The sequence below is a fragment of the Streptomyces sp. NPDC052042 genome, from assembly GCF_044548345.1.
GTDB lineage: Bacteria > Actinomycetota > Actinomycetes > Streptomycetales > Streptomycetaceae > Streptomyces.
On sequence record NZ_JBIUBU010000004.1, the window covers coordinates 139,896 to 161,366 of the forward strand.

At 71.1% G+C, this 21,471-nt stretch carries 20 protein-coding genes, 1 pseudogene and 1 riboswitch; of the genes and pseudogenes, 6 read left to right on the forward strand and 15 right to left on the reverse strand.

The annotated features are described in order from the left end of the window. Positions 1-12 precede the first annotated feature (12 nt). From ACIHCL_RS10075 to ACIHCL_RS10090, 4 genes are all read right to left on the reverse strand, one after another. Entirely contained in the window at positions 13-861 is an 849-nt protein-coding gene (locus ACIHCL_RS10075; protein ID WP_399859808.1) for a sterol desaturase family protein, read from the reverse strand. 794 nt (positions 862-1,655) lie between these two features. Then, positions 1,656-2,516 carry a Gfo/Idh/MocA family protein gene (locus ACIHCL_RS10080; RefSeq protein ID WP_399859248.1) on the reverse strand — a complete coding sequence of 287 codons (861 nt, stop codon included), beginning with the start codon at positions 2,514-2,516 and terminating at the stop codon, positions 1,656-1,658. A gap of 153 nt (positions 2,517-2,669) precedes the next feature. After that, positions 2,670-3,434: an SMI1/KNR4 family protein gene (locus ACIHCL_RS10085; protein WP_399859251.1), complete on the reverse strand. Its 765-nt coding sequence runs from the start codon at positions 3,432-3,434 to the stop codon at positions 2,670-2,672. A gap of 146 nt (positions 3,435-3,580) precedes the next feature. Continuing rightward, positions 3,581-4,885, reverse strand: a complete 1,305-nt coding sequence (locus ACIHCL_RS10090) for a HEAT repeat domain-containing protein (protein WP_399859253.1) — start codon at positions 4,883-4,885, stop codon at positions 3,581-3,583. Between the two features lie 436 nt (positions 4,886-5,321). On the opposite strand from ACIHCL_RS10090, the gene ACIHCL_RS10095 reads away from it, so the two are divergent. Then, complete coding sequence (locus tag ACIHCL_RS10095) at positions 5,322-5,912, forward strand: lytic polysaccharide monooxygenase (protein WP_399859256.1); 591 nt, start codon at positions 5,322-5,324, stop codon at positions 5,910-5,912. A gap of 149 nt (positions 5,913-6,061) precedes the next feature. Here the strand turns inward: ACIHCL_RS10095 and ACIHCL_RS10100 are convergent, their stop codons facing one another. After that, on the reverse strand, positions 6,062-6,985 hold the full coding sequence (locus ACIHCL_RS10100) for a DMT family transporter (RefSeq protein WP_399859259.1): 924 nt from the start codon (positions 6,983-6,985) through the stop codon (positions 6,062-6,064). Between the two features lie 314 nt (positions 6,986-7,299). After that, entirely contained in the window at positions 7,300-8,697 is a 1,398-nt protein-coding gene (locus ACIHCL_RS10105) for an APC family permease (RefSeq protein ID WP_399859262.1), read from the reverse strand. A 402-nt stretch (positions 8,698-9,099) separates the two neighbouring features. On the opposite strand from ACIHCL_RS10105, the gene ACIHCL_RS10110 reads away from it, so the two are divergent. After that, a complete protein-coding gene (locus ACIHCL_RS10110) occupies positions 9,100-9,417 on the forward strand; it encodes a hypothetical protein (RefSeq protein ID WP_399859265.1) in 318 nt (105 codons plus the stop codon). Between the two features lie 147 nt (positions 9,418-9,564). Here the strand turns inward: ACIHCL_RS10110 and ACIHCL_RS10115 are convergent, their stop codons facing one another. Continuing rightward, positions 9,565-10,314, reverse strand: a complete 750-nt coding sequence (locus ACIHCL_RS10115) for a transglycosylase SLT domain-containing protein (RefSeq protein WP_399859268.1) — start codon at positions 10,312-10,314, stop codon at positions 9,565-9,567. A gap of 4 nt (positions 10,315-10,318) precedes the next feature. After that, a riboswitch (cyclic di-AMP (ydaO/yuaA leader) is annotated at positions 10,319-10,503 on the reverse strand. Between the two features lie 986 nt (positions 10,504-11,489). Between ACIHCL_RS10115 and ACIHCL_RS10120 the strand changes: the two genes are divergently transcribed. From ACIHCL_RS10120 to ACIHCL_RS10135, 4 genes are all read left to right on the forward strand, one after another. Beyond that, positions 11,490-12,335, forward strand: a complete 846-nt coding sequence (locus ACIHCL_RS10120; protein WP_399859270.1) for an MIP/aquaporin family protein — start codon at positions 11,490-11,492, stop codon at positions 12,333-12,335. 48 nt (positions 12,336-12,383) lie between these two features. Beyond that, positions 12,384-13,901 carry a glycerol kinase GlpK gene (gene glpK / locus ACIHCL_RS10125; RefSeq protein WP_399859273.1) on the forward strand — a complete coding sequence of 506 codons (1,518 nt, stop codon included), beginning with the start codon at positions 12,384-12,386 and terminating at the stop codon, positions 13,899-13,901. Positions 13,902-14,337: 436 nt separating this feature from the next. Further along, on the forward strand, positions 14,338-14,700 hold the full coding sequence (locus tag ACIHCL_RS10130) for a DUF779 domain-containing protein (RefSeq protein ID WP_399859811.1): 363 nt from the start codon (positions 14,338-14,340) through the stop codon (positions 14,698-14,700). Then, complete coding sequence (locus tag ACIHCL_RS10135) at positions 14,697-14,879, forward strand: hypothetical protein (RefSeq protein ID WP_399859274.1); 183 nt, start codon at positions 14,697-14,699, stop codon at positions 14,877-14,879. Before ACIHCL_RS10130 ends, ACIHCL_RS10135 begins: the two co-directional genes overlap by 4 nt. Here ACIHCL_RS10135 and ACIHCL_RS10140 read toward each other — a convergent pair. The 8 genes and pseudogenes from ACIHCL_RS10140 to ACIHCL_RS10175 all read right to left on the reverse strand — a co-directional run bounded on the left by ACIHCL_RS10140 (position 14,860) and on the right by ACIHCL_RS10175 (position 21,385). Then, complete coding sequence (locus tag ACIHCL_RS10140; RefSeq protein WP_399859277.1) at positions 14,860-15,054, reverse strand: hypothetical protein; 195 nt, start codon at positions 15,052-15,054, stop codon at positions 14,860-14,862. The genes ACIHCL_RS10135 and ACIHCL_RS10140 overlap by 20 nt on opposite strands. Positions 15,055-15,275: 221 nt before the next feature. Continuing rightward, positions 15,276-15,980, reverse strand: a complete 705-nt coding sequence (locus tag ACIHCL_RS10145) for an ABC transporter ATP-binding protein (protein ID WP_399859280.1) — start codon at positions 15,978-15,980, stop codon at positions 15,276-15,278. Beyond that, the gene (locus tag ACIHCL_RS10150) at positions 15,973-16,890 is read right to left on the reverse strand and encodes an ABC transporter ATP-binding protein (protein WP_399859813.1); all 918 of its coding nucleotides are present in this window, start codon (positions 16,888-16,890) and stop codon (positions 15,973-15,975) included. Before ACIHCL_RS10150 ends, ACIHCL_RS10145 begins: the two co-directional genes overlap by 8 nt. Before the next feature lie 77 nt (positions 16,891-16,967). Further along, positions 16,968-17,825 (reverse strand): ABC transporter permease, encoded by an 858-nt coding sequence (locus ACIHCL_RS10155; protein ID WP_399859283.1) that lies wholly within the window; start codon positions 17,823-17,825, stop codon positions 16,968-16,970. Continuing rightward, positions 17,818-18,783, reverse strand: coding sequence for an ABC transporter permease (locus tag ACIHCL_RS10160; protein ID WP_399859286.1), 966 nt, complete (start codon positions 18,781-18,783; stop codon positions 17,818-17,820). The genes ACIHCL_RS10155 and ACIHCL_RS10160 overlap by 8 nt, the downstream gene beginning before the upstream one ends. A gap of 23 nt (positions 18,784-18,806) precedes the next feature. Further along, positions 18,807-20,411 carry an ABC transporter substrate-binding protein gene (locus ACIHCL_RS10165; protein ID WP_399859288.1) on the reverse strand — a complete coding sequence of 535 codons (1,605 nt, stop codon included), beginning with the start codon at positions 20,409-20,411 and terminating at the stop codon, positions 18,807-18,809. A 186-nt stretch (positions 20,412-20,597) separates the two neighbouring features. Then, positions 20,598-20,964, reverse strand: a pseudogene (locus ACIHCL_RS10170) (zinc-binding dehydrogenase); the annotation flags it as partial. A gap of 142 nt (positions 20,965-21,106) precedes the next feature. Next, positions 21,107-21,385: a metal-sensitive transcriptional regulator gene (locus tag ACIHCL_RS10175; protein WP_399859290.1), complete on the reverse strand. Its 279-nt coding sequence runs from the start codon at positions 21,383-21,385 to the stop codon at positions 21,107-21,109. Positions 21,386-21,471: the final 86 nt, after the last annotated feature.

The following is a 21,471-nucleotide window of genomic DNA, read 5'->3' on the forward strand; positions in this document are numbered from 1 at the left end:
GGGCAAGAGCGGTCAGACGGGACCGGGCCCGGCTCTCTTCGTGCGACGCCAGGGGTGGAGAAGGGTGGTGGTGATCTCGCCGGTCGGCGGGAACGACGCGGGCTCGGCGAGTCCGATCGCGGCCGGTTCCCGGCCGGGCCGCCAGGTGTAGCTGTCGAAGAGGTGGTCCCAGATCGACAGGTCCGAGCCGTAGTGGCCCGCCTCCGACAGATCGGTGCTGTGGTGCAGGCGGTGCTGTTCGGGGCTGGCGAGGACGTGGTTGAGCCGGCCGATGCGTACGTCGATATTGGCGTGGACGAAATACCCCTGGGCGGCCACGAACAATCCCACGACGAGTACGGATTCACGCGAGAATCCGATCAGCGCCAGGGCCAGTTGGACAAAACCCTGGGCGATCACGATGTCCAGGATGTGATTGACGCCATTATTGGCGACATTGATCTTTTCCGGTACGTGATGCACTCCATGGAACCGCCATAATATCGGGTTCTTATGGCCGAGACGGTGCACGAGATAGCTCGCCAGTGAACCCGTCAGGAGAGCCGTCGGGATTTCCTCCCAGAGTGCGAGCACGGGCTCCTCGGGGGTCAGCGCGGAGACGGTCGCGGTGACCAGGTACTGGGCCAGGGCGCTGGACGCGATCGTGAGCAGGAAATAGACGCCGTACCAGCGCCATTCGTCGGCGTTCGGATGCCAGGATCGCTGATGGGGAATCAGCCGCTCGAGAGCGGTGAGATAGAAGACGGTACCGATCAGGAAGAGCGGGCTCACCCGGTCCGGCTCCCAGCCGAACCGCAGGGCCGCCGCCGCCACCGACACCACCGCGACCAGCAGGATCGGGTACGCCGACACCCTGAGCAGACCGCGCACCCGAGAGGTGGGGGAACCTTTCCCCGCTGCCGGACCGGCGCCGGTTTCCGGACCGCCACCGGGCATTGGCTCGCAATTCTCCATCCGCAGCACCTTCTTGAAAGACACACAGAAAATGCGCAGACCGCGAAAGAGGACTGACGACTTCCTGCGGGCACACGAGACCGGCGCACGGACGCCGGAGTTCACGTATGAGCCTTTGATTTCGAGAACAGTACGGATTGCTTCGCCACCCCCGCATCGCCGGGCAGGGAGGCCGAGCAGACCCGCTCCTGTTTCTTTCCCCTCCGGGCGCCGCCAACCGTCGGATTCCAGCCGCGTATCAGCGGGGCGAGCCATCACCGGGCAATCCACGCCTCGTTCACTCTTCAATGAAGCAGGCGGACCAGCCGGGCGGAATAGGAATAATTCACCCCACCCCAAGGGGGTTGATAATCATATGGATTACAGGCGTGCATTCATATTTTCTCATACGAGACGTGTGTTGCTTTTCATGGCCGGCCGGCCATGGACGATCCCGGGAAATGACGTACCGGACCGGAAACGGCGATGCGCCCGCCGGGCCCCCGCCCGCGCCTCCGGGGGACGACGCCCCCCTGGATCCGACGCCGCGACAGGCGCTGTCGGCACGCGCCCACAAGCGCGTCGGCCACCGGTGCGAGCCGGGCGGAGCGCCGGAGCCGCTGGTATTCCGGGGTGGCTCATAAGCACCGGAGCCGGGCGGGGCAAGCGCGACGGCGGGTGGGGCGGGGTTCCGGCGGGGGCGGGGCGACGTGCGCGTCACCTCACCGCGCAGCGGTCCGTCGCGGGCGCAGTGCGGTGGCCACGGCTTCCAGGACCTCGATGGGGCGCAGCAGGTCCGCATAGTCGATCGGAGCTCTGCCCGTGCGGGCCATCTCGAGGAACACTTCGAGACCCGGCACGCAGTAGTGCGCGTCCAGGGTGAGGGTCTGCTCCACCATGCCGTCCCGGGTGAACGTCATACCGTGGAACGGGATCTGACGGGTTTCGGTGGGCTTGACGAAGTTCACGACGACACGGGTGCCACCCGCCGTGAACGTGGCGGTGACGGTGGTGTCGGTGGTCTCCGTGCGGACGCCGGAGATCTCGCCGGGAGCGAGTCGGAGCGCGAGGTCCACCGGGTGGATTCCGTAGAAGAAGATCCCTCCGTGATCGCCGTCGGGATCGGCGGGCCCCGACATGACGACCGCATGCGGCCGTCCGGCGCGCGCGGTCCGGGCCGCCAGCGCCTCGGCGTCGGGAATCCAGCGCAGGGCCGAGGACGAGGTGAGTGGTGCGTCGTGCGCGAGCGCCGTGTCGATCATGGCCCGTGCGTCCTCGACGGTGCAGGCCAGCGGCTTGTCGACGAAGACCGGCAGTCCCTCGGCGAGGAAGGGGACCGCCTGCTCGCGGTGGCGCGCACCGTGCCGGTCCGCGACGATGACGGCGTCCACCATGCCGAGCAGGTCCGACGGCGCATCGACGATCGCCATCCCCGCGCCGGTGGACGCGAGCGTCTCGTTGCGTCGGCTGCGCCCGCCGCTGAGCGCCACGACGCGGGCGTCACCGCCCGCCCTCCGGACGTTGAGGTGGTCGACGATGTGGTCGACGTGGCTGTTCTCGGTTCCGACGATCCCAATGCGCATCGGGAGAGGCTACCTTCACGCCGCCGAACCGCACGCCCGGACTCCCCCGCTCACCGGGCGGCGGAATGCCGGAGCCCGCGGGCGCCGACAACTGGAGCGGGGCCGACGACGCCCCCGGCCCCGCCGGCGTCGTCAGCCGCCGAGGGCTCCTCGTCAGCGCAGCGGGCCGCCCGCGCGCAGCCAGCCGAGGAGGTCGTCCGTCACCAGGTCGCCGTTCGCCTCGATGTGTTCGTCGACCGCTCCGAGATCCAGGCGGTGGACGCGCGTCCGGTCCCGGCCGTGGCGGCGCATGAACAGCCCGCCTCCCCCGCTGTCGTCGCCGATCAGCACCCAGTGGGGCGCGTACCGCGCGACTTCGAAGGTCTCGTTGCGTTCCCCGATGAGGTCCGGTCCGTACACCAGGACACCGTTGTCGAGCAGGACGCCCGGCGTCGACCGCCACAGGCGGGCGATCGCGGGGTTGGGGCCCTCTCGGAGCCCGCGCGAGAGCGCCTCCTGGACGGTCAGGAAACCGGCGAAGGACTCCGCGACGGGGTACTCGCCACCGTCCGTTCCGTCCTGGCACACCACCGGATGTTCCCCGTCCCCGGCCCCGCCGTCCCGGTCGAGGGCGAAGAAGTAACTGTCACCGCAGTCGGGTTCGACGGCGAAGCACAGCCGGGTGCCGTCCAGCCGCCAGCCGGCGGTGATGGACTCGTACACGTCGTCGGCTGAATCGACCGGTATGACGCTCGCGATCTCCGCACGTCCGGCCCGGCCGCGCCCGTACTCCGCCAGCCACCACCGGTACGACGGCGGCAACGGCCCCACGCGTGCCTCGGCCTCACGGATCGCCGGCTCAGGGGTGGCGGCGGGTCCTCGGCCCGGCTCCGACACAGCGTCGATCATGTCCCGCAGTCGGGTCAGGTCAGGTCTCACGACGCGGAGTCTGCCAGGCCGCCGCACACACGTGCGCGACGGGTGACAGCGTTTCGGGGTCCGGGCGGACGAGGTCCGCGTGGTGCGCCGCGCTGCCCTGGCGGCCGCGGGGCGCGGCGTGTGCCAGACACCGTGTGCCGTGTGCTTCACCGTGCCCTACGGGTCGACGGTCCGCCCGCCGTGTACGCGGCCATCGCCTGCGCGTCGCCGGGCAGCCCGTAACCGCTCACGAGCATGGCGAAGTTGCCGAAGGGCCTCCCGTCCACCAGCCATGTTCCGGGCGACTGGGCGAGCACCCGGACCAGCCGTCGACCACGGTCGTCGAGGGCGGCGAACGGAACCTCACCGGGCGGGGCGCCCTCCGGGAACGCCAGTCCCAGAGCGGCCTGGACGACGGTCAGCGCCTCGGTACCGGAGATGTCCGGCAGCGAGGCCAGCAGAGCGGTGTACGTGTCGTCCGCGTGCGCGTCACCGAGCAGGCACAGCGACAGCGCGGCGTGTCCCCTTACGTCGCCGTCGAGGAACGGTACTTCGTCGCCCCGTTCTGCCTGCCCCGCGAGGCGGGACCGGAGCTCCTGAACGGCCCGGTGGCCCGCCTCGGGTCCGTTCAGCCGGACCAGTGCCGTGGCGGCGCCCCAGCGCACCAGTTCCCTGGTGTCGTCCAGGGCGGCGTGCAGCAGGGGCACGACCCGCTCCGATCCGGGTCCGGCGAGCAGGCCGACGGCGACCAGGGCGGTGGCGGCGACGACCGGGTCGGGGTCGTCGGCCAGGGGTATCAGCGGGGGCAGGGTGGCTGCTGCTTCCTCCGGGAACCAGGCCAGGGTGTGGGCGGCCGCCGTACGCAGGTCGGAGTCCTCGGCGCCGAGCAGGGCACGGACGATCGGCAGCCCGGCGCGCACGGCGTCATAGGCGGCCAGTTCGAAGAAGGCGTGCAGCCGGGTCTGCTCGTCGTCGGTGAGCTCGTCCAGGTACGCGTACAGCGGCGGTAGTTCGTCGTCGTCCTCCTCTTCCTCCTCGCCCTCTTCTTCCTCGTCGGCGTCCTCTTCGGGGCCGGGACGGGCGTCCGGCACATCCGGTCCCGCGGACATCCACGCCTCGGCATCCGCCAGGAGTTCCGGCCCGCCCTCGGCGGCCTCCCGGTGGGCGGCGATCGCGTATCCGGCGGGGAGGTGCGCGTCGTCGTAGCCGATCGCCAGAGCGGTCAGCAGTCCGAGGAGCGCCGGCCGCATCGGTGCCGAGGGATCGGCGACCAGTTCCAGGAGGAACGGCACGGCGGCGGCGCTGGCCTGGTAGCGGGTGCCCTGGTGGAAGATGTTCGCGTGCAGCTCACCGAGGGCGCTCTCCCGGACGGCGCGGTCGGCGGAGCGCAGTGCGCGGATCTGCTCGGGCACGTCGGTGGCGCGACCGTAGGCGTGGGTCAGATTCGCCCAGTCCAGGGCGTCGAGTGTCACAAACACTCCATCAGCGTGGCACACGGCCTGACCGCGAGCGCCGCAAGCACCGCAGAACCGTCGGGGTCCTGGACCCGGAGGGCTCGGCCGGAACACACGCACGAAGCGGACCGGCCACGGCCGAGGTCGCGGGTGAAGGCGTTCCACGGCTCCGCTGCCCGGCCGCTGTGCGGCTTCACGGGGTGTGGACGATGCCAGGTCCGCGGGGATCTGCCGGGACCTCAGTCGCGGCATCACCCTTCGTGTCCGGGTGCGGTCGACCGTCTCACCGGGATCGGGCACCTGGTATGGACATGACCAATTCCTCGGGCTAGCCTCGAACTTGGTCTAGACCTAATGCCTCTTCGGGTCATGTTCGCTGGTCTCGGCCCCGGTTGACGGAGCGTCCGCTCCTCTCCCGGTCCCGCAGCGCCCCCACCTCCCTCAGGAGCGAAGCATGCGCAGAAGGATCACCTCGTTACTGCTCGGGCTCGGCATCGCCGGGGCTTCCCTCGTCGCCACCGCCGGCACCGCCCAGAGCCACGGCTACACCGACGCTCCCATCAGCCGCCAGCAGCTGTGCGGCAACGGCACCGTGCGCAACTGCGGACAGATCCAGTGGGAGCCGCCGAGTGTCGAGGGACCGAAGGGCTTCCCCGCCCGCGGTCCGGTCGACGGCACGATCTGTGCCGGCGGCATCGGCCGCTTCTCCGAGCTCGACGACCCGCGCGGCGGCAACTGGCCCGCGACCAAGATCACCGGCGGGCAGGACTACACCTTCCGCTGGCGGATCAGCGCGCGGCACGCCACGACCGACTTCCGCTACTACATCACCAAGGACGGCTACGACCCCGCCAGGCCCCTCACCCGGGCCGACCTGGAGCCCCAGCCGTTCCTGACCGTGCCCTTCGGCGGCCGTCTGCCGGGCGCCACGGAGAGCCACTCCGGAGTCCTGCCGCAGAAGTCGGGCAAGCACCTGATCCTGGGCGTCTGGACGATCGCCGACACCGGCAACGCCTTCTACGCCTGCTCGGACGTGACCTTCTGAGCCGTGCCCGCGTCCGCACACGCACCGGTTCGCGCCGCACGTCGCGCGGGCCGGTGCGCCGGATGCCGCTCCGGGCGCCGGAACGGTGCACGGGGCAGGTCCGCGCGGGCCGGCACATGGCACCGGACCGGGCACCCCCGGGGCCGGCCTCACACATCCCGCGAGGGCGGAGCCGGGCGCGAGGTGCGGAGCGGGGCCGGGCGGCCATTCGACCGCGTCGAGCCGTCCGGCCGGACGGTGACGAGGGCGATGCCCGCACAGCACACGGCGAGGAGCAGCAGTTCGATGGCCGACGGCGCGGGCGCGGTGCGCAGCGCCCAGTCGCCGAGGCGCACGGTGAACGGCACGGCCAGTTGGACCGCCGCCGTGACGACGGGCCCGCGCCGCAGGATGAGCCGGTGCTGCACGACGTAGGCGGGGGCGTAGACCGCCGCTCCGAGCAGCGCGATGCCACCGGTCGCGGCCATCGTCGGAGGGTGGCCGAGCAGCGCGGGCAGGGACATGGGAAGGAGCAGGCACGTGGCGGCGGCGAGCAGTACGGGAAGCACGGCGAGCGGCGGCAGGACCGCGAGCCGCCGCCGGTACAGGTAGCCGTAGACCGCGAAGCCCGCCGTCGCGGCTCCCGCCAGCAGGAGGCCCGCCCCGTCCACGTGTCCCGCGTCCGCTCCGAGTAACGCGTACCCGGTCGCCGCCGCGCACGCCAGGACCGCCCCGGCCGCCCCGCGCGCCCCGGGCCGCTCGCCGAAGAACATCGCGCCCACCACCACCGACACGACGGGCATCAGCGCGACGACGAGGTTGGTCAGCGAGGTGCCGATGCGCGGGATGGCGAGCAGGGTACCGGCCGCGTACCCGGCGAATCCGAGCAGGCCCAGCAGCCATACGGTGCCCGGCCGCGCGGCGGTCCGGCGCAGGGCGTCCCTGCCGTCCGGGCGGGACGCGGCGACGGCGGTGAGCGCCACACAGCACACCGCGGTGCGGCCCACGGCGACGATCAGCGGATCGGTCCCGGTGACCAGGGCACCGGAGAGCAGCCAGGTACCGGCGAGCAGCGAAACGAGGACGACCGGCACGGCACCACCTTTCGCGGGCGGCTCAGGGGCGGCGGGGCGGGGTGCGGGACGGCACGGGCGGTGAACCGTCTGGAGCGCGTGGCCCGACCGTCGTCGGATGCTCGCGCCCACGGACCGCGGTGGCCCTCCGCCGCCGGGGAGAGCCGGGTCCCGCGCCCGGCGGCCCATCATGGTGCGCCGTACGGGGGCGCGTCCACCGCCCCCCCGGATGCGGCGACGGCCACCGCCCGGGACGTCTGTCCGGGGCGACGGCCGTCGTCACGCCGTGGTGGGGCCGGGCCGGTCGGCTCGTGCGGCCGGGCCGGGCCATCCGGTCAGGAGTGGGCGTCCTCCGGGATGCTGACCAGCCAGCGGGTCTGAGCGCGGGGCCGCAGGTACAGGGCCCAGTAGAGGGTGGCGACCGCGGTGATGCCGCCGGTCCACAGCAGGTACTGGGCCTCCTGCTGGGTCAGGATGTACGCGAGCACGGCGATGAGCAGCACGGGGACGGCCGGCCACAGCGGCATCCGCCAGGCCGGGGCGTCGCGGTGCGCGCCGCGGCGGCAGAGCAGGGCGGCCACCGCGACCAGCAGGTACATGCCCGTGACGGAGACTCCGGTGACGCCGTACAGGGTGTCCAGGTTGACGAAGCAGAGCGCCGCACCGGGGATGCCGACGACCAGCGTCGCGACCCACGGGGAGCCGAACCGGCCGAGCCGGGACAGCGCGCCGTTGACCGGTTCGGGCCAGGCCTTGTCCCGGGCCGAGGCGAACAGGACCCGCGAGTTCTGGATGACCATCACGATGCCCGCGTTGATGATGGCGAGGGCCACACAGAGGCTGACGAACGTGCCGACGGCCGAGTTGGACCAGGCGGCGACCATCGTGTTGAGGTCGCCGGAGGTGAGCGCCGCGAGGTCCGGGGCACCGAGCGTGATGGCGATGACGGGGACGAGGATGACCGCCGAGGAGATGGCGAGGGTGGCCAGCACGGTGCGGGCCACGTTGCGGCGCGGGTTCTCCAGCTCCTCCGAGAGGTAGACGGCCGTGGAGAAGCCCTGGGTGATGAAGAGGGCGATCGCGAGTCCCGAGACCACCATCATCGCGGTGACCGTGGAGGTCGTACCGTTCGACGAGGCGACCTGGCCGTGCACCAGGGCCGAGGCCCCGCGCTCGGAGTGCGCGAAGCCGAGTACGGCGACGACGGCCGCGGCGATCACTTCGAGGACGAGGAAGATCCCGGTGATCCAGGCGTTGGCCCGCAGGTCCAGCAGACCGGCGAGGGTGGCCAGCAGCATGACGCCGGCGCCCGCGACGGAGGCCGGGATGTGCACCACCGGGGCGAGGTAGTCGGCCGTGCCCATGGCGATGACGGGCGGCACGATCATCACGACCAGCAGCGACAGCACGAAGACGAGCCATCCGGCCAGCCGCCCCGCCATGGTCGACACCATCGCGTACTCGCCCCCGGCGCTCGGGATCAGGGTGCCCAGTTCCGAGTAGCAGAAGGCGACCGCGATGCAGAGCAGGGAGCCGATGGCGATGGTGAGGGCGGTGTAGGTGCCGAGGCTGGAGAACAGGTCCGGTACGACCACGAAGAGGGTCGAGGCGGGCGTCACGCAGGACAGCGTGAGCAGTGTTCCGCCCACGACGCCGATGGAACGCTTGAGCTTCTGCGGGGTGGGGCCGGTCGCCGGCGCGAGCGCCTGGGGAGCGCTGAGCGTTTCGGTCATCGTGCATTTCCGATCAACAGATGCGAGGTGTGAGCACGGGAGCGGTATCGCCTCCAGACGAGGACGTGGTGAGTGGTTTCATCGCTCCCAGCGCGACATGCAATCCTGACGAGTTCCGTAGGTCAAGAGCTATTTACCTTCGGAATTCGTTGTTTTGGAGCAACGATTCAACGGTTCGATGTTAAAAGTGCGTCAAACTGCGGGAGTTCGGAGGGTGCGGGAACCGCAGCCGGCCCGGAAGGAAAGTTCCGCGCGTTTCGCATGGCGGACCGGGGGCAGCGCCCCGGAGCGCCCCGGAGCCGTCCGCGCGCGGGCCGTAACCCCTGGCGACGTGGCATGCACGGTCGGGCACACAGGTTCCCACGAGTCGCGCATCCGCGGACCCGGTGCCAGCCTGGACACATGGCTTGGGCGTCATGGACGACTCGTGGTGTGTTCTCGGGGCACGGCGGCGTGCTCACGGACGAGGTCGGCGTCCTGACCGGGGACCTGACCGTGCACACGACCTGGGCCGACGACACGGCTCAGGTGACCGTGCAGTACACGGGTGCGATCGACTGGTTCACCATGTCGGGCAGCCCCGTGCCCTGTCGTTCGGAGGAGGACAGCCGGCGCCTCCACGACGCGGCGGTGCACTCCGTCCGGGAGGGCTCGGCGGCGACGGTCCCCAGACCGCCGCTGCGGCGGCCGGAACGGCCGACGGGCAGCACCCTGGAGTGACCACGGGCGAGGCAGGCCCCGCCCGGCGGGCGGTGCGACGGGGGCCCGGTACGAGACGGGATGCGCCCCCACGGGGAGCCGTGCGGCTTCCCGAGGGGCGCATCCCGTCGTGTTCCCGGCCGGCGACCGGGCCGGTGCCGGTGTGCGTCAGTAGGCGCCGAAGACGTTGTCGATGGAGCCGTACTTGTCCGCGGCGTAGTTGCACGCGGCGGTGATGTTGGCGACCGGGTCGTAGCTGTCGAACACGGTGCCGGGCACATGGTAGGCACGGAACGTCGGGTCGATGACCTGGAGCAGACCCTTGGACGGCGTTCCGGCGACGGCGTTCGAGTCCCAGTTGTTGATGGCCCGGGGGTTGCCGGAGGACTCGCGGATGACGTTGCGGTGGATGCCGTCGTAGCTGCCGGGAATTCCATGCTTGGCCATGATGGCGAGCGATTCCCTGATCCAGCCGTCCAGGTTGTTCGAGTACGAGACCGGTGCGGCGGTGACGGTCGCGGACGAGGCACCGGAGGCGCCGGCGGCGGCCTTCGAGCCGGACTGGGCGCCTACGGCCAGCTCCATTCCGGGGTGGATCAGGGAGGGGTCGCTCCCGATGGTCTCCCGGTTGGCCTCGTACAGCTTCTGCCAGCCGCCCTTGAGGGAGTAGCTCTGCGCGATCTTGGAGAGGGTCTCTCCGGAGATCACGGAATGCGTGACGGTCGCGGCCTTCTGCGGGGAAACGCTGGTGCTCACGGCGGTCGACACCGCAGCCTTTCCGGTGGTGGCCTGAGTCGGAGCGGCCTCGGCGAAACCCGCTCCGATCAGCGGAAGCACCAGGGCGACACCGGCCGCGGCGACGATGCCACGGGTCAGCGAAGTGGACGAACGGCGACGGCGCGTGCCCTTTGCGGTCATGGTGAATTCCTCTCCGTCGCCTGCGAGGTGAGCTGTCGGGTTCAGACTGGAGATGTCTGGTCGCACGGGAATGCGACTTCACCCCGAGCCGTTCCGTATACCGGACCGGCGGCCTACCTGGTTCCCCCGCTCCTGCCGTCATGAGTGGTCGGTTTCTCGGACGGCGGCAGGATTCGGCGTTCCGTCCGGATTGACGGTGACCGTAGGCGAGAAAAGCGGAACGGAACAAGCCCTCATTTTTTGATCACAATTGATTCACTTGATCAATTCACGTAATTCTTAGTAACCCAGCTCACAGCGCGAACCCACTCCCCCTTGTGCGACAAGGGGAGCCAGGGCACGGCCCGGCTTTCCGGAAGGCTTGTGAGTGACTCACGCCACGAAGTGACAAAAGGGGCATTCCGCCTGGAGGCCAAACTCCCCAACATGCACCTAAGTCATTTTTTAGTTACCAAATTTGCAATTCGCTTCATACGCTCCCAAATTGGACATTTCACTCGTCCGGAGATAGCGAGCAGAGCTCTCGGGACGGCCCGGCACGCCCCCCGTCCGTGACTCACGGCCGCCTCGGCCGGTGAAAACGCGCAGGTCCGGGGGCCGGCGAGGGTACGGGGCACGGCGGCACCCAACGGGCCTCACTCCCTCCCTCACGCCGCCGGCGCACCTCGCGCAGACGGGCGGGCGAGGCCCGGAGGTCGGCCAGGGCGCGCGGAGCGGGGCGCCGTCGAGGGCGGCAGCCGTATGGCCCCGACGCCGCCCGCCGGACAACAGCGTCCCGCCGCCGTCCGGCGGGCACGCCTCCGGGTCCGAGCGCAAAGACGCGGCTGGTGAGTGCTCCCTGCCGACGGCCGCCCACCACGGCGTCGAGGCTCTCGTGCGCAGTCGCGGCCGTATGCGCGCCAATGGCGGATGCCTCTCCTCGCGCCGCACGACACCAGCCCCCCACCCTTCCGAGACCGGCCCGGCGTCATGTCGAGCACCCGCGCCTCGGGTCGCACGACACCCGCCCCGGGCGTCGTCCGCACCGTCGGGCACGTCGGGTCCCGCCTTCACACCAATGCCTCGCCCTCACACCAACGCCTCGCCATCGCAGGCGGAAGCGGAACCATGCATCTACGCTCATTTCTGGATCAATGCCGCCGACGGCCCGTGCCCTGACAGGAAGCGAGAACCCCATGCAGCGGCGCGTGTTGTCGGGCCTGGGCGGGGAACTCGCGGCGGAATTCGTCGGAACGATGGTTCTCGTCCTCTTCGGCTGCGGCGTGGTGGCCCAGGTCGCGGCCGGCGGTGCGCTGACCGAACCGCCGGGCGGACTCGGTAACCACGACAGCATCGCCTGGGCCTGGGGGCTCGGTGTCACGCTGGGCGTCTATGTGGCGGGGCGGCTGAGCGGTGCTCATCTCAACCCTGCCGTGACGCTCTCGCTCGCGGTGTTCAAGGATTTCCCCTGGAAGAAGGTCGCGCCCTATTCCCTCGCGCAACTCGCCGGAGCCTTCGTCGCCGCACTGGTGGTGCGCTGGAATTACACCGAAGCACTGGCGAGGGTGGATCCCGGACACACCATCAAGACGCAAGCGGTCTTCTCCACTCTGCCCGCCAACGGCAATACCGCGCTTCCTGTCACCGAATGGGGAGCACTACGGGACCAGATCATCGGCACCGCCATTCTGATACTGCTGATCCTCGCGGTCACGGATGTACTCAATACGGCGCCGGGCGCCAATATGGGGCCATTCGTGGTGGGGCTGATCGTGGTGGCCATCGGCATGGCGTACGGAACCAATGCCGGATACGCGATCAATCCCGCTCGCGACCTCGGGCCCAGACTTGCGAGTTTTCTGACGGGTTATGGGAACGCATGGCGGGACCAGTACGGGAATTTCTACTTCTGGGTGCCGATCGTGGGGCCGCTCGTGGGCGGTCCGCTCGGCGCCTTCCTCTACAAGTACCTCGTCGGTCGCTTCATCCCGGCCGCGGAACCGGAGCCGGAGGGCCGCGTCCCCGTGCCGCCGGAGGGATGACGGCCGGCTCCCGGGCATCGGGCGCGGAATCAGGAGAGGCAGCACGCCATGGCGGACTTCATCGGCGCATTGGACCAAGGCACCACCAGCACCCGCTTCATGATCTTCGATCACGATGGGAAGGAGGTGGCCAAGCACCAGTTGGAGCACGAGCAGATCCTGCCCCGCCCCGGCTGGGTGGAGCACGACCCGATCGAGATCTGGGAGCGCACCAGCTCCGTGATGCAGAACGCGCTGCGGACCGGCGGACTCGATGCCCAGGACCTCGACGCCGTCGGCATCACCAACCAGCGCGAGACGACCGTCGTCTGGGATCCCCGCAACGGCCGCCCGTACTGCAACGCCATCGTGTGGCAGGACACCCGCACCGACGCCATTGCCCAGGCACTGGAGAACGACGGATACGGCGAGGTGATCCGGCACAAGTCGGGTCTGCCGCCCGCCACCTACTTCTCCGGAGGGAAGATCAGGTGGATCCTCGATCACATCGAGGGCGTCAGGGCGGCCGCGGAACGCGGGCACGCGCTCTTCGGGACCACGGACTCCTGGGTGTTGTGGAACCTCACCGGCGGTCCCGAGGGCGGCATCCACGCCACCGACGTGACCAACGCGAGCCGGACGATGCTGATGAATCTGGAGACGCTCGACTGGGACGACGAGCTGCTGGACATCTTCGGCATCCCCCGCAGGATGCTGCCGGCCATCAACCCGTCGTCCGACCCGGACGCGTACGGCCGCACCTGCACCTCACCGCCGTTGCGGGCCGCGATCCCGGTGACCGGGGTGCTCGGCGACCAGCACGCGGCCACCGTGGGACAGGTGTGCTTCGAGCCCGGCGAGGCGAAGAACACGTACGGCACGGGCAACTTCCTCGTTCTCAACACCGGTACGGAGCCGGTCCGGTCGTGGCACGGGCTGCTCACCACCGTCGCGTACCGGTTCGGGAAGAGTCCCGCGGTCTACGCCCTGGAGGGCTCGATCGCGGTCACCGGATCCGCCGTGCAGTGGCTGCGGGACCAGATGAAGATCATCGGCGAGGCGGCGGAGAGCGAATGGCTCGCCCGTACCGTCGAGGACAGCGGAGGCGTGTACTTCGTGCCCGCGTTCTCGGGGCTCTTCGCCCCGTACTGGCGCTCGGACGCGCGCGGCGCGATCGTCGGGCTGGCCCGCTACCACACCCATGCCCATCTGGCCCGAGCCACGCTGGAGTCCATCTGCTACCAGAGCCGTGACGTGGTCGAGGCGATGGAACGGGACTCCGGTGTCCACCTCGACGTGCTCAAGGTCGACGGCGGCGTCACCGCCAACGACCTGTGCATGCAGATCCAGGCGGATGTCCTCGGCGTGCCCGTCAGCCGCCCGGTCGTCACCGAGACGACCGCGCTGGGAGCCGCGTACGCGGCGGGCCTGGCCACCGGATTCTGGCGCGACGTCGGTGAGTTGCGGGGGCACTGGCAGGAGTCGAGGCGCTGGGAGCCGCGGTGGGACGACGAGCGGCGCGCGGAGGGGTACGAGAACTGGCGGCGGGCGGTCGAGCGCACCCTCGACTGGGTCAGGGTGGGCTGACCGCCCCTCGGCCGCCCCGGCCGGCGTGTCGCCGCACCGGACCGCACGTGTCGCGGCGGGGCGCGCGCCGACCAGCACATCGGCGTCGCGGGGCCGGCCACGGGGCCCCGAACCCAGACGGCCCGGACCGCACGGGCACGGCACACCCGGGTCGTCGCCGGCCGACGGGGCCTGCTGCGGCCTCGTGGACGGCGCCCGGCGGGAGTACGGTGGCATCGGCAGGCCGGGGCCCGCCGCACGGGCGGGGCCGGGCCGCGAGGCACGATCCGCCGCGCCGACGCTCGGATCCCGCACAGAGGTGGAGGGACGCGTTCATGGACCCGCACGGCATGCACCGGCTCGGTACGGGCCGGTTCCCCGAGAACCGACAGGACGTGGCGAAGTGTCTGCCGCCGGTCCGGCGCGCATCGGCGGTTCCCTGCCGCGGAGCAACGCGGTGAGCGCGCCCGAGGCGCCCGCGGTGGAGCTCACGCCCGCAGCCGCCGACCTGCTTCGGCGACTGCGCGCGGCCCACGGCCCGCTGATGTTCCACCAGTCGGGCGGCTGCTGCGACGGCAGCGCTCCCATGTGCTACCGGGACGGCGAGTTCCGTACCGGCGGCTCCGATGTGCTGCTGGCCTCGCTCCGGGTGGACGGGGTGGCGGAGAGCATCCCGTTCTGGATCTCGCGGAGTCAGTCCGAGGTGTGGGCGCACACCCGGCTGGTCGTCGATGTGGTGGAGGGGCGGGGCAGCGGGTTCTCGCTGGAGGCTCCGGAGGGTGTGCGGTTCCTGATCCGTTCCCGGCTCGTCGCTCCGTGAATCCGCGGCGAAGTTCCGGCGCGGTCGCGGTCGACGTGCGCGGCTGCGTCCGCCCGTCCGGCCTGGTCGAGGCGTTCCCCATGACCGTCCACGTCCGCGATGTCGTCGGTGTCATGCGGGCGCTCGGAGCACGGACGGCGGCTGTCGCCGGTGTGGCCGTCAGGGCCCCAGGCTGCTGACCACGTCGGCCGTGGCCGTCAGGCCCTCCTGAATGGTCGGCGCCATGCTCGAACCCGCGAGGAAGAACCCGAGCAGGGCGCAGGCCAGCGCGTGCGAGATCTTCAGTCCCCCGTTGCGGAAGAAGATCACCACAAGGATCAGCAGAAACATCACCAGTGAGATCGAAATAACCATGGTCAGCCTCCTCCGCCGCGCCGGAATGCGGCATTCGGCCGCCAGTGTGGCGCAGTGGGGAGGCCATCCGGCGGACTGGCGTGTCCGCCATCCGGGTGTTGTCCGGCGGTCGCGTTCCGGGCGCGGTGCGGCCGGAACGGTCGGCGGGCGGCCGTGGGGGCGACGGACCTCGGCGCCGCGAACCGGCACCGCGGCACGCCCTGCCGTGTGCGCCGGTTCGCTCACCCGGCCCGGCGCGCGGTCTCCCGGGGTTCCGGGGCCGCCGGCCCGAAGGCACAGACCTCCGACCAGCCGACCGTACGGTCGCACCAGCGTTCCAGCAGGACCCGGTCGTGGCCCACGACCAGCAGCCCGGCCCCGGACTCGTGCCGGTACGCCTCGACGACGGCGACCAGTGCGGCGGTCGTCGAGGCGTCCAGCATCGCCGTCATCTCGTCGCAGATCAGCCAGCGCGGGCGGAGCACCAGCGCCCGGGCCAGGCAGGCGCGTTGCAGTTGGCCGTCGCTCACCGCGTGCGGACGGCGGTCCAGCAGTTCGGCGGTGAGCCCGACGGTCGGCGCCAGTTCGGCCACCCGGTCCGTCACCTCGGCACGCCGGCCCGTCGCCCGCAGGGGCTGGGCGATGAGTTCGCGCAGGCTGAGCCGGGGGTCGGCGGAGAGCCGGGGCTGCTGGAACACGACGCCGATCGCGGTCCGCTGCTCCCGCGGGGCGCGGTGGCGCCAGCCGCGTACCAGGCTGCCGTCGAGGGTGAGCGTGCCCGCGTCCGGCTGGTGCAGCAGGGCGGCGACCCTGGCCAGGGTCGACTTGCCGCAGCCGCTGGGCCCGAGGAGCCCGACGGACTCCCCCGGCGCGATGGTCAGCGAGGCATCACGGACCACGGGGTCGAGGCGGTCGTATCCGGCGGTGATACGGGTGAGTTCAAGCACGGGCGGACTCCTCCGCGTCCGCCGGCACACCGTGGTGGCAGGCGAGACGGCCGTCGAACGGGGGTGGAACGGAGCAGCGGTCGTCGGCTCGCGGGCAACGGGCCGCGAACGCGCAGCCTTCGGGGAGCGCCCCGAGTTCCGGGGGCATTCCGGGGATGGGGGCGAATTCGCGCTCCGGAAGTGCGTCGAGGAGGCCGCGGGCGTACGGGTGGCGTGGCCCTGGCTTCCCGAAGAACCCCTCCGCGTCGGCGAGTTCGACGATGCGGCCCGCGTACATGACGGCGACGCGGTCGGCGATCCGCTCGGCCGCCGCGAGGTCGTGGGTGATGATCAGCAGCGCCCGGCCGCCGTCGGTGTGGCGGCGCAGTTCGTCCACGGTCCGCTCGACCAGGTCGCGGTCGAGTCCGGTGGTCGGTTCGTCGGCCAGGAGCAGGGGCGCGTCGCCGATCAGGGCGAGCGCGGTGGCGGCGCGCTGGGCGAGGCCGCCGGAGAGTTCGTGCGGGTGGCGGTCGAGGTGGTCGACGGGGAACGCGGCACGTTCGGCGGCCCGTTCCGCGGCGGCGCGCAGCTCCGGTTTGCGGGTGCCGGTCAGCTCGCGGAGGGTCTCCTCCAGTTGGGCCCGGACGGTGCGGACCGGGGTGAGGTGGGCCGCCGGGCTCTGCGGGACGAGTCCGACGCGGCGGCCCCGCACGGTGCGGGCGAGGGTCTTCTCATCGGCGGTGAGGAGGTCGGTGCCGTCCTGGAGCACCGCCGAGCCGGCGGTCTCCGCGTTGCCGGGGAGCAGGCCCAGCAGTGCGGAGGCGAGGACGGACTTGCCGCAGCCGCTCTCGCCGACCAGGGCGAGGCACTCCCCCGCGGCGAGGTCGAAGTGTGCGTCGGTGACGGCAGCGACGTGCCGGCCACCCCGCATCCGGAAGCGGACGGTCAGCCCGCGGACGGAGAGGGCCGGGGCTGCGGTGTCCGGGACCGGCGGTCGCGAGGTGGTCGTCACAGCATCAGCTCCGATCGGCGGCGCGGGTTGATCCGTTCCCGCCAGGCACCGGCGAGGCCCGCCAGCGCGAGGGTCGGGACGATCAGGAAGAGGCCGGGGAAGAGCGTCGGCCACCAGTCCCCCGCGAGCAGCGAACCGCGCGCCGTCTGCACGAGGTTGCCCAGGCTCGCCTGGTGCGTGGGCAGTCCCAGCCCGAGGAACGAGAGGGCGGACTCGTGCCACATGGCGTGCGGCACCATCAGCACCGCGGCGAGGCCCGCCTGCGGCAGCACCGCGGGCAGCAGGTGCCGCACGACGACCCGGCTCCGCGAGGCGCCTCCGGAGATCGCCGCGTCGATGAACGGCCGGGAACGCAGCGACAGCACCTCGGAGCGGACGATGCGCGCGGTGGACAGCCAGTGGGTGAGGGCGATGGAGACGATGACCGGGCCGACGCCGGGCCGGAACATGGCCACGATGAAGATGCCCAGCAGCAGGTGCGGTACGGAGGAGAAGGTGTCCACGAGCCGCATGACGAGCCGGTCGACCCAGCCGCCGGACGCGGCGGCGAGCGCGCCGACGGCGGTGCCGACGACGGTGGCGGTGAGGCCGGCGACGACGCCGACGAGCAGCGAGACGCGCAGCCCGTAGACGCAGCGCAGCAGCAGGTCGCGGCCGACGTCGTCGGTGCCGAACGGATGCTCCCAGGACGGCGGCCGGAGCCGGGCCGACAGGTCGACGGCCTGCTGGTCGAGCTGGACCAGCGGGGGGACGAGGAGGACGGCCAGCAGCACCGCGGCCATGATCCCGGCGGAGGAGTAGAGCCGGACGCGGCGGCTGGTGCGGCGCGTGGTTCCGAGAAGGGTCTCAGCCATCGAAACCCACTCTCGGGTCGGCGAGCGCGTACAGCACATCGGACAGCAGGTTGCCCAGCACGACCGCCGCGGTGGCGAGCACCGTGAGTGCGGCGAGCAGCGGGAAGTCGACGGAGGTGGCGGCCTGCACGGTGGCAGCGGCGATGCCCGGCCAGCTGAAGACCGTCTCGACGAGCAGGGCACCGGTGATCAGTTCGGGGACGCGGGAGCCGATGAGGGTGAGCATGGGCAGCATCCCCGAGCGCAGCGCGTGGCCGAGGAGCACGGTGCGTTCACGCAGTCCGCGGGCGCGGGCACCGCGCACCGGATCCTCGTCGAGCGCGTCGGCGACGCCCTGGCGCACATAGAGGAAGAACCACGGCAGCTGCGAGATTCCGAGCACGGCCGCGGGGAGCACCAGATGGGTGGCGACCTCGCCGAAGGTGATCGTGTCGCTGGCCGCGTCGGTGAGGCCGCCGGCCGGCAGCGCGCCGATCTTCACGGCGAAGAACCAGATGGCGAGCAGTCCCAGCCAGAACGCCGGGGCTGCTTCGAGGGTGTACGCGGCGGCGGACACGCAGCGGTCGAGCAGGCCACCGGGGCGACGGGCGGCGAGTACGCCCAGGCCCGTGCCGAGCACGACGGCGACGAGGAAGGCGGTCCCGGCGAGCAACACGGACCAGCCGAGGCGTTCGCCGATGACGTCGGCGACGGGCTGGCGCATCACGCTGGAGTCGCCGAGGTCGCCCTGGAGCGCGGCGGTCAGCCAGTTCCACCAGCGGAGCACCAGCGGCTGGTCGACGCCCAGGTTGGCGCGCAGCTGATCGAGGTTCTCCTGCGACGCGGTGAGCCCGGCGGTACCCGCGTACGCCTTGACGGGGTCGAAGGGGGAGGCGGCGGCGACGGCGAAGACGCCGAACGTCACCGCGACGAGGACGGGGACGGCGAGCAGTGCCCGCCGTCCCACCATCCTGCCCATCGGCCCCCAGGGGAGGCGGTGTTTCACTTCTTCGGCGTCCAGTCCTCGACGTTCCACCAGGGGCCGGTGGCCAGGCCGTGGTCGTGCGGCTCGATCTGGTTGGTGAGCGGGCCGAAGCGGTCCTTCACGACGTAGAGGTGGTCGATGTGGGTGAGGAAGGTGTAGCCGGGGTCCTTCACCAGTTCGCGCTGGATGGTGTCGTAGGCGGCCTTGCGCGTGGCCTTGTCACCGCTCCTGCGGCCCTGTTCGAGGGCCTTGTCGATCGTCTTGTTCTCGTACCAGGCCATGTTGTTGAAACCCTCGCCCGCCAGGGAGGACTTCAGCATGGAGTACTGGTCGAAGTCGGGGTCGGCGGGCGATCCGCCGCCGGCGAGGACCGCGTCCTGCCTCATCCGGGGCTCGATGACCTCCCAGGTGCCGGCGTCGGTGGTGATGTCGATGCCGGCCTTCTTGGCGTCGGAGGCGTAGGCGAGCGCGTGGTCCTGGCGGAGCTTGTCACCGCTGAGGTACCAGAGCGGGAACGCGGCACGCACGCCGTCCTTGACGCGGATGCCGTCCTTGCCGGGCTTCCATCCGGCGTCGTCGAGGATCTTCTTCGCGGCGGCCAGGTCGTGGGAGCGTTCGGTGCCCTTGGTGAACCACTCGCTGTCGGTGGGGACGGGCCCGTAGGCGGGCTTGCCCTCGCCGTTGAGGATGGAGTCGACCATGGCCTGCCGGTCGACGGCGAGGTCCAGGGCCCGCCGGATGGCGTTGTCGCGCGTGACCTTGTTGTGGGTGGGCAGGGTCACCGTGCGGTAGTCGTAGGTGGTGGCGGCGTACGTCTTCATGCCGCTTTCCTTGGCGAAGCCCTTGGCCAGGTTGGGCGGCAGGATGGCGCCGTCGAGTTCGCCGGAGCGCAGCCGGGTGGCGCGCACGTCGTCGTCCTTGATGATCACCATGGTGAACTTCTTCACCTTCGGCGCGCCGCCCCAGTAGTCGGGGTTGGCGCGGAAGCTCAGCTTCTCGCCCTTGGACCACTTGGTCAGGACATAGGGCCCGGTGCCGACGGGGCGGGTGGTGAAGGCGCCGTTGTTGACGTCCTGCCCGGCCGCGACGTGTTCGGGGGCGATGGGCAGGACGGTGCGCTGGGCGAAGGGCGCGTAGGGGTACTTGAGGTGGAAGACGACGGTGTCGTCACCGGCCGCCTCGACGCTCTTCAGGGCGTCGAGTTCGGAGCGGGAGGCGTTGTTGGTCTTCGGGTCCAGGATGGTGCGGTAGGTGAAGACGACGTCCTTGGCGCCGAAGGGCTTGCCGTCGCTGAACTTCACGCCCTTGCGGAGCTTGTACGTGTACGTGAGCCCGTCGGCGCTCACCTCGGGCAGGGCGGAGGCCAGCGCGGGGCGCAGCTCCATGTCCGCGTCGAGGGTGAGCAGCCCGTCGAATATCTTGGAGTTGCCGTCCTTGCCGTAGCCGAGGAGCGGACTGAGGCTGTCGGGCTCGTAGGCGATGCCGACCACCGCCGATTCGCCCGCCCCCGAGCCGGAGGCGCCGCTGTCCGGGCCACTCGGCTTCGAGCAGGCCGCCGCGGACAGCGACAGCGCGGTCGCCAGTGTCACGGCGACCGCTCCCCGTATCGATCGGCCCGTCATACTCTGCACACCCCTTGTTGAAGATCGACTGTTATTGCGAATCCATCGCAATTAAACAGCAGGTAAAGGGGTGCGCGGTACCCGGCCCCGGCGCCGGACGGGCGGGGTGGAGGCGCGTGGCCCGCGCCTCCACCCGACCCCCGCCGCTGTCACGGGCCGCTCGTCCCGGCCGGTCACGGGGCGGGTTCCTCCCACCGACCCGGTGACGGCGTCGGCGTCGCGTCCGCCGGTGAACTCCTTGACCGGTGCGGCGACGTCCTCGGTCCGGCCGGTCGACGACCAGGTCGCAGCCGTGCGCGGCGGCGGTCCCGGCCTTCCCAGGCCCGGAGACGACACCGATGGACGGCGGCCGCAGCGGCCTTGCCGAGGTGGACGGCCGCGACGCCGACGCCACCGGCCGCCACGTGGACCAGGAGGTCTCTCCCGCTCGCAGCCGTGCGCGGCGGTGCGGGCCGAACGGGGCGGTCCGGTATCCGATGTGCAGTGCGGCGGCCTCGGCGTCGTCGAGGGATTCCGGCGCCGCCTGGAGGGCCGGCCCCTCGCTGGCGAAACCACTGCCGCGGCACTAGCGGTTGTTCAGCCCTCTGGAACGGCCCGGACCGCCGTCCCGGACCCCATCGGCGCCCGGACGCGGCTCGCGTTCCGGCCGGCACCCCTCGCGGGCCGCGGCCGGAACGCCATGGGCGACGAACGGCTCAGGCCAGCGAGAGAAAGAGCTTCTCCAGTCTTGCCCGCATCTGGTCGCGGTCCGCCGGTTCGCTTCCGCCGTCGGCCAGGCACTGCTGAAGGCCCGTGGCGATGATCGCGAAGCCGGCGCGGTCGAGAGCACGGGACACGGCCGCCATCTGCGTGATGACGTCCTCGCAGTCCCGGCCCTCCTCGATCATCCGGATGATCGCCGCCAGCTGGCCCTGAGCGCGGCGAAGGCGATTGAGGACCGACTTCAGTTCATCGGCCGCCATGTCGAGTTGCACACACCCTCCTCTGATACCCCAAGGGGTATTCTACCCTGAACGGGGACGGACGGGCCGAACCGCTCCGCGCCCCCGGTGGACGAAAG

Excerpts from the sequence above, each read along its gene's own strand:
- ACIHCL_RS10110 (WP_399859265.1), top strand. The coding sequence starts at position 9,100 with ATGGCTTGGGCGTCATGGACGACTCGTGGTGTGTTCTCGGGGCACGGC.
- glpK (WP_399859273.1), top strand. The coding sequence starts at position 12,384 with ATGGCGGACTTCATCGGCGCATTGGACCAAGGCACCACCAGCACCCGC.
- ACIHCL_RS10160 (WP_399859286.1), bottom strand. The coding sequence starts at position 18,783 with ATGGGCAGGATGGTGGGACGGCGGGCACTGCTCGCCGTCCCCGTCCTC.
- ACIHCL_RS10115 (WP_399859268.1), bottom strand. The coding sequence starts at position 10,314 with ATGACCGCAAAGGGCACGCGCCGTCGCCGTTCGTCCACTTCGCTGACC.
- ACIHCL_RS10105 (WP_399859262.1), bottom strand. The coding sequence starts at position 8,697 with ATGACCGAAACGCTCAGCGCTCCCCAGGCGCTCGCGCCGGCGACCGGC.
- ACIHCL_RS10165 (WP_399859288.1), bottom strand. The coding sequence starts at position 20,411 with ATGACGGGCCGATCGATACGGGGAGCGGTCGCCGTGACACTGGCGACC.
- ACIHCL_RS10080 (WP_399859248.1), bottom strand. The coding sequence starts at position 2,516 with ATGCGCATTGGGATCGTCGGAACCGAGAACAGCCACGTCGACCACATC.
- ACIHCL_RS10140 (WP_399859277.1), bottom strand. The coding sequence starts at position 15,054 with ATGGTTATTTCGATCTCACTGGTGATGTTTCTGCTGATCCTTGTGGTG.
- ACIHCL_RS10150 (WP_399859813.1), bottom strand. The coding sequence starts at position 16,890 with ATGCGGGGTGGCCGGCACGTCGCTGCCGTCACCGACGCACACTTCGAC.
- ACIHCL_RS10095 (WP_399859256.1), top strand. The coding sequence starts at position 5,322 with ATGCGCAGAAGGATCACCTCGTTACTGCTCGGGCTCGGCATCGCCGGG.
- ACIHCL_RS10120 (WP_399859270.1), top strand. The coding sequence starts at position 11,490 with ATGCAGCGGCGCGTGTTGTCGGGCCTGGGCGGGGAACTCGCGGCGGAA.
- ACIHCL_RS10155 (WP_399859283.1), bottom strand. The coding sequence starts at position 17,825 with ATGGCTGAGACCCTTCTCGGAACCACGCGCCGCACCAGCCGCCGCGTC.